Below are 3,983 nucleotides of genomic sequence, written 5' to 3'. Positions count from 1 at the left end.
GCCGATCACGCCGCTGCGGCAGGCGGCGACCACGAGCTCGGTGCCGGAGACGAGAAACATCGGTGCCGCGATCAGCGGCAGGCTGAGGCGGTCGCGAAAGCGCGAGAGAGCATCGACGGATGGCAAGGCGTTTCTTCCAGGCTTGAGCCGCTTGCTTGGTGTGCCAGCGTTCGCGCCAACCTTGGCACGATTAAAGCCACAGACAAAGCAGGCGGGAGGAAGAACAAGATGAGCGGCGTCGGCAAGGTCAACAAAGAAGGTGCTAAACGCCAGCTTCTGGGCCGGCCGCGAGCGGTTGGTGGGATAACGCTGCCTCGTGTCCCGGACGCGGTGCAGCGCCATAAGCGCGTTCACGCGCGTCTTCGACGCGCTATCGCGCTGCTCCGCAGAGCCGGGACCTCCGACACGAGAAAGCAAGGCCAGGTCCCGGATCAGCAGCGCACCACGTCGCGGAGCGCGACGCGCTGCGCGCGTCGAATTCATGCTCGGAGCCCGGCGAAGTTTATCGCCTCATCCTATCGGCAAATCGGTCGTCGATCGATACCTCGCCTCAACCGGCCATGCGCCTCTGGATCGCCGCCTTCGCCTTGTCGAAATCATTGGGCACTTCGATGTCGACCTCCAGCGTCGAGACGCTCTTGCCCCGCTCCAGCTTGACGATGACCTTGTCCGGATCGAGCGCCACATGTTTCGACACGACAGCGAGAATCTCCTCCCGTAGCGTGACCAGCAGGTCGGACTGGCCGAGCAGCCCGCGCTCGTGCGCCAGCAGAATCTGCAGCCGCTCCCGCGCAACCGGAGCGGATGCGTTGCGGCCGCCGAACAGCCGCAGCAGGTTCATGCTCATGCAGCTCTCCGTCCCAACAGCCGGTTCATGAAGCCCTTGCGCTCGGCAGGCACGACCATGGCGACTTCCTCGCCCATCAGACGGCGCGAAGCGTCAATATAGGCGCGGGCCGGCGCGCTATCCGCATTGTTGAGCGTCACCGGCGTGCCGACATTGGACGCCTTCAGGACATCCTGGCTCTCGGGAATGATGCCGATCAAAGGTGTCGCGAGGATTTCCAGGATGTCGTCGATATTGAGCATCTCACCGCGCGCCGCGCGCGCCGGATCATAGCGGGTGATCAGCACGTGCTTCTCCACCCGCTCGCCGCGCTCAGCCCTCACCGTTTTTGAATCGAGCATGCCGATGATGCGGTCGGAATCGCGCACCGAGGAAACTTCGGGATTGGTGACGATGACGGCTTCGTCGGCATAGCGCATGGCGAGCGTCGCGCCGCGCTCGATGCCGGCCGGGCTGTCGCACAGGATCCAGTCGAACCGGCTCCTGAGCTCGGCGATGACGCGGCCGACACCCTCGTCGGTCAGCGCATCCTTGTCGCGGGTCTGGGAGGCCGGGAGCAGCCAGAGATTCTCCAGCCGCTTGTCGCGGATCAGGGCCTGCGGCAGCTTGGCGACGCCCTGCACCACGTTGATGAGGTCGAACACCACGCGGCGTTCGGCGCCCATCACGAGATCGAGGTTGCGCAAGCCGACGTCGAAATCGACAACCACGACGCTTTGCCCGCCCTGGGCAAGCGCCGCACCGAGCGCGGCGGTCGAGGTGGTCTTTCCAACGCCTCCCTTGCCTGAGGTAACGACCAGGACCTTGGCCATACGTGATCTCCTTAGCCGGTTAATTCAGCGGGGTAATTTTCATGGTGTCGCCCTGCAGCCAGGCTTGCGCCGGGCGATTACGGAGCGACTCGTCGATTTCTTCTGCAGTCTGGTAGTAGCCGTCGATGGCGAGCAGCTCCGCCTCGATCTTCTGGCAGTAGATCCGCGCATTGGAATTTCCGTTGACGCCCGCCATCGCGCGGCCGCGCAGCGTCCCGTAGATGTGGATCGATCCGCCGGCAACGATCTCCGCGCCCGAGCCAACCGAGCCGAGCACCGTGACATCGCCCTCGATGAAGATGATCGACTGACCCGAACGCACCGGGCTTTCGAGCAGCAGTGAGGTCGGCTTCGGCTTCGCTTCGGGCTCGGGCTTCTGCGCCGGCTCGCTTCGCGTGATCACGCAGGTACGGCCGCCCGTCAGCAAAGGCGGCATGTTCGCACCAAGGCGCTCTTCCTCCACGCCCTCGATGCCGAGGACGCGGATGTTGCGTTCGCCCAAGCTGCCGAGAAGATGGGAGATCGCCGAGCCGCTGAGATCGACAGAGGAAAGATCGAGCACGATCGGCTTGCCGACGAAATAGCCGGGCGAGCGCGCCAGCGTAGCGTCGATCTCGGCGAGCCATTCCACGATCGGCACGACAGGGCTGAACACAAACGCGACATAGGACCGGCCGCGCAGCCGAACCAGTTGACGCGTGGGATCCGCTCGGACGTCCATGATGCTCGACTCGCCTTTCTTATTGAATGGTTAACAATCGACGAAGTTGGTTAACGAGTAATTAATGCGACAACGCGCGCTGCGCGCAGAAAACAGCGCAACAAGCGGCAAATCCGGCGCATTTGTGGCCGATTCTTGCTGCTGACCGCTTGGGAATGCGCGTCAAAGCCTTTGCGCAAAGGGGTCGCGCGCGGTTGTAGTTAACAGGACCTCAACTTACTTTCGTCACGTTTCCGACCTAAATTAGTCCTCGCGCGGCTCCAACAAACTTAAGAGTGAAACTTATGAGCGCTGGCGGACTCCCTGGGTCTGGCAGCTCATTCCGTCGGACAGACGGACATTTGCCGGCAGGGGACGAGGGCAGTGGAAGCCGTGGGCGTGGAGTGGTCGCGAGATCGTATCTCGCAGACAGGTGTCGTCGGAAACAGGGACGACGTCCTACATTCTGATTCAAATCTTCCAACCAAGCCTAGCAACGGGTGGAAGGCGGACGGGGATTCCTCTGCGCGCCTCCTCCATGAGCTGGAACTCCTGTCCGATGTCTCCGCAGCCGTTTCGCCGCCACCTAATCCGCCGGGTAACCCGCCAAGTGCCATGAGGAGTGAGCGTATGAGTAGTGTGAGTGAGCAGGACCATCTCAATCCGCGCGATCCCCTGTACTACGCGCCGCGCTGGCTGCGTGAGCGGTCGGCCTTGCGCGAGGCCGGCACCGAGGCGCCGTTTTCGCCGGCGTCGTTCGATTCCCAGCTCGAAGGCGCCGTATCCAACGCGCTGCGGGCGCATCCCCTGGATCCCGAGGTCATGCACGAACCCGAACTGGAGTCGAAGAAGGCGCTGTGGACCGTCGCGGCGCGCTTTGCTGCCGCCATCGGCGTCTCAGCTCTCGTGGCGCTGTTCTTCGTCGTCGTCGTGCCCGGACTCCGGCAGAGCGACGGTGAGCCGTCGGCGTTCTCCAGCTTCGCGCAGTCGATCAAGAGCGCGCTCTCCTCATCCGGAGAGGCTTCGCAAAAGCCTGCGATCAACGAATTCCAGTCCCTTCTCGCCTCCACTCCGCCAAGCACGCCGGCGGCATCCGAGCAGTCGGGACAATTGCTCAAGCAGTTCATGCAGTGGCGCGAGAAGCCGGATTCGGCCACGCCACAACGCACCACCCCATAATCCAGACGGAGGGCAGACAATGCCCGAGAACCGACTTACTGCGATCTTGTTCTCAAGGAGCTTGCCATGACCCCGCACCGGATCGCCCTGCTGGTCGGGGCCGTGCTTTTCTGTATCGGAGGCAGCGCGCAAGCCGCCGGCGATATCACGATCGTGCGTGATCTTGCAGGCCGTGTCGGCCCCGTGATCGGCTCGGCACAGGCCTGCCGCGACATTGCGCGTCCCCGGATTCAGACCATTGCCGACAAGTTTTCACAGGTGATCCGGGAAGCCTCGTCCAACGAGGCGGAACGTTCCGATCTCAGCCAGGTGTTCGATCGCAGCGTGGCCGAAGGACGCGCCGCCGTTACCTCGGGCAGAATCGATTGCATCCGGGCCGACCGTCAGCTTGCCGATCTCGAACGCTCGATCTCCGGGCCGAGCCTCTCCAGCGTGATCGGCCCCT

The 3,983-nt window shown here is 63.4% G+C and carries 4 protein-coding genes and 2 pseudogenes; 2 read left to right on the top strand and 4 right to left on the bottom strand.

Annotated elements, in window-relative coordinates:
* The 4 genes and pseudogenes from CP49_RS47070 to minC form a co-directional block, all read right to left on the bottom strand.
* Positions 1 to 354 (bottom strand): annotated as a pseudogene (locus CP49_RS47070) (hypothetical protein); the annotation flags it as partial.
* A 196-nt stretch (positions 355 to 550) separates the two neighbouring features.
* A complete protein-coding gene (gene minE / locus CP49_RS08510) occupies positions 551 to 847 on the bottom strand; it encodes a cell division topological specificity factor MinE (RefSeq protein ID WP_082645923.1) in 297 nt (98 codons plus the stop codon).
* Positions 844 to 1,659, bottom strand: coding sequence for a septum site-determining protein MinD (gene minD, locus CP49_RS08505; RefSeq protein ID WP_057849833.1), 816 nt, complete (start codon positions 1,657 to 1,659; stop codon positions 844 to 846). Before minD ends, minE begins: the two co-directional genes overlap by 4 nt.
* A 19-nt stretch (positions 1,660 to 1,678) precedes the next feature.
* Positions 1,679 to 2,380, bottom strand: a complete 702-nt coding sequence (gene minC / locus CP49_RS08500; RefSeq protein WP_057849832.1) for a septum site-determining protein MinC — start codon at positions 2,378 to 2,380, stop codon at positions 1,679 to 1,681.
* A gap of 609 nt (positions 2,381 to 2,989) precedes the next feature.
* Between minC and CP49_RS08495 the strand changes: the two genes are divergently transcribed.
* A complete protein-coding gene (locus tag CP49_RS08495) occupies positions 2,990 to 3,538 on the top strand; it encodes a hypothetical protein (RefSeq protein ID WP_063791651.1) in 549 nt (182 codons plus the stop codon).
* Between the two features lie 66 nt (positions 3,539 to 3,604).
* Positions 3,605 to 3,983 (top strand): annotated as a pseudogene (locus CP49_RS08490) (ABC transporter substrate-binding protein); the annotation flags it as partial.

The organism is Bradyrhizobium valentinum (assembly GCF_001440405.1).
Taxonomy (GTDB): domain Bacteria; phylum Pseudomonadota; class Alphaproteobacteria; order Rhizobiales; family Xanthobacteraceae; genus Bradyrhizobium; species Bradyrhizobium valentinum.
Note: the sequence above shows the minus strand (reverse complement) of the source record. Positions and strands in the feature narration are given on the sequence as shown.

Bases quoted from the DNA above. Each gene is read 5' to 3' on its own strand.
- minC (WP_057849832.1), bottom strand. From the start codon at position 2,380: ATGGACGTCCGAGCGGATCCCACGCGTCAACTGGTTCGGCTGCGCGGC.
- minE (WP_082645923.1), bottom strand. From the start codon at position 847: ATGAGCATGAACCTGCTGCGGCTGTTCGGCGGCCGCAACGCATCCGCT.
- CP49_RS08495 (WP_063791651.1), top strand. From the start codon at position 2,990: ATGAGTAGTGTGAGTGAGCAGGACCATCTCAATCCGCGCGATCCCCTG.
- minD (WP_057849833.1), bottom strand. From the start codon at position 1,659: ATGGCCAAGGTCCTGGTCGTTACCTCAGGCAAGGGAGGCGTTGGAAAG.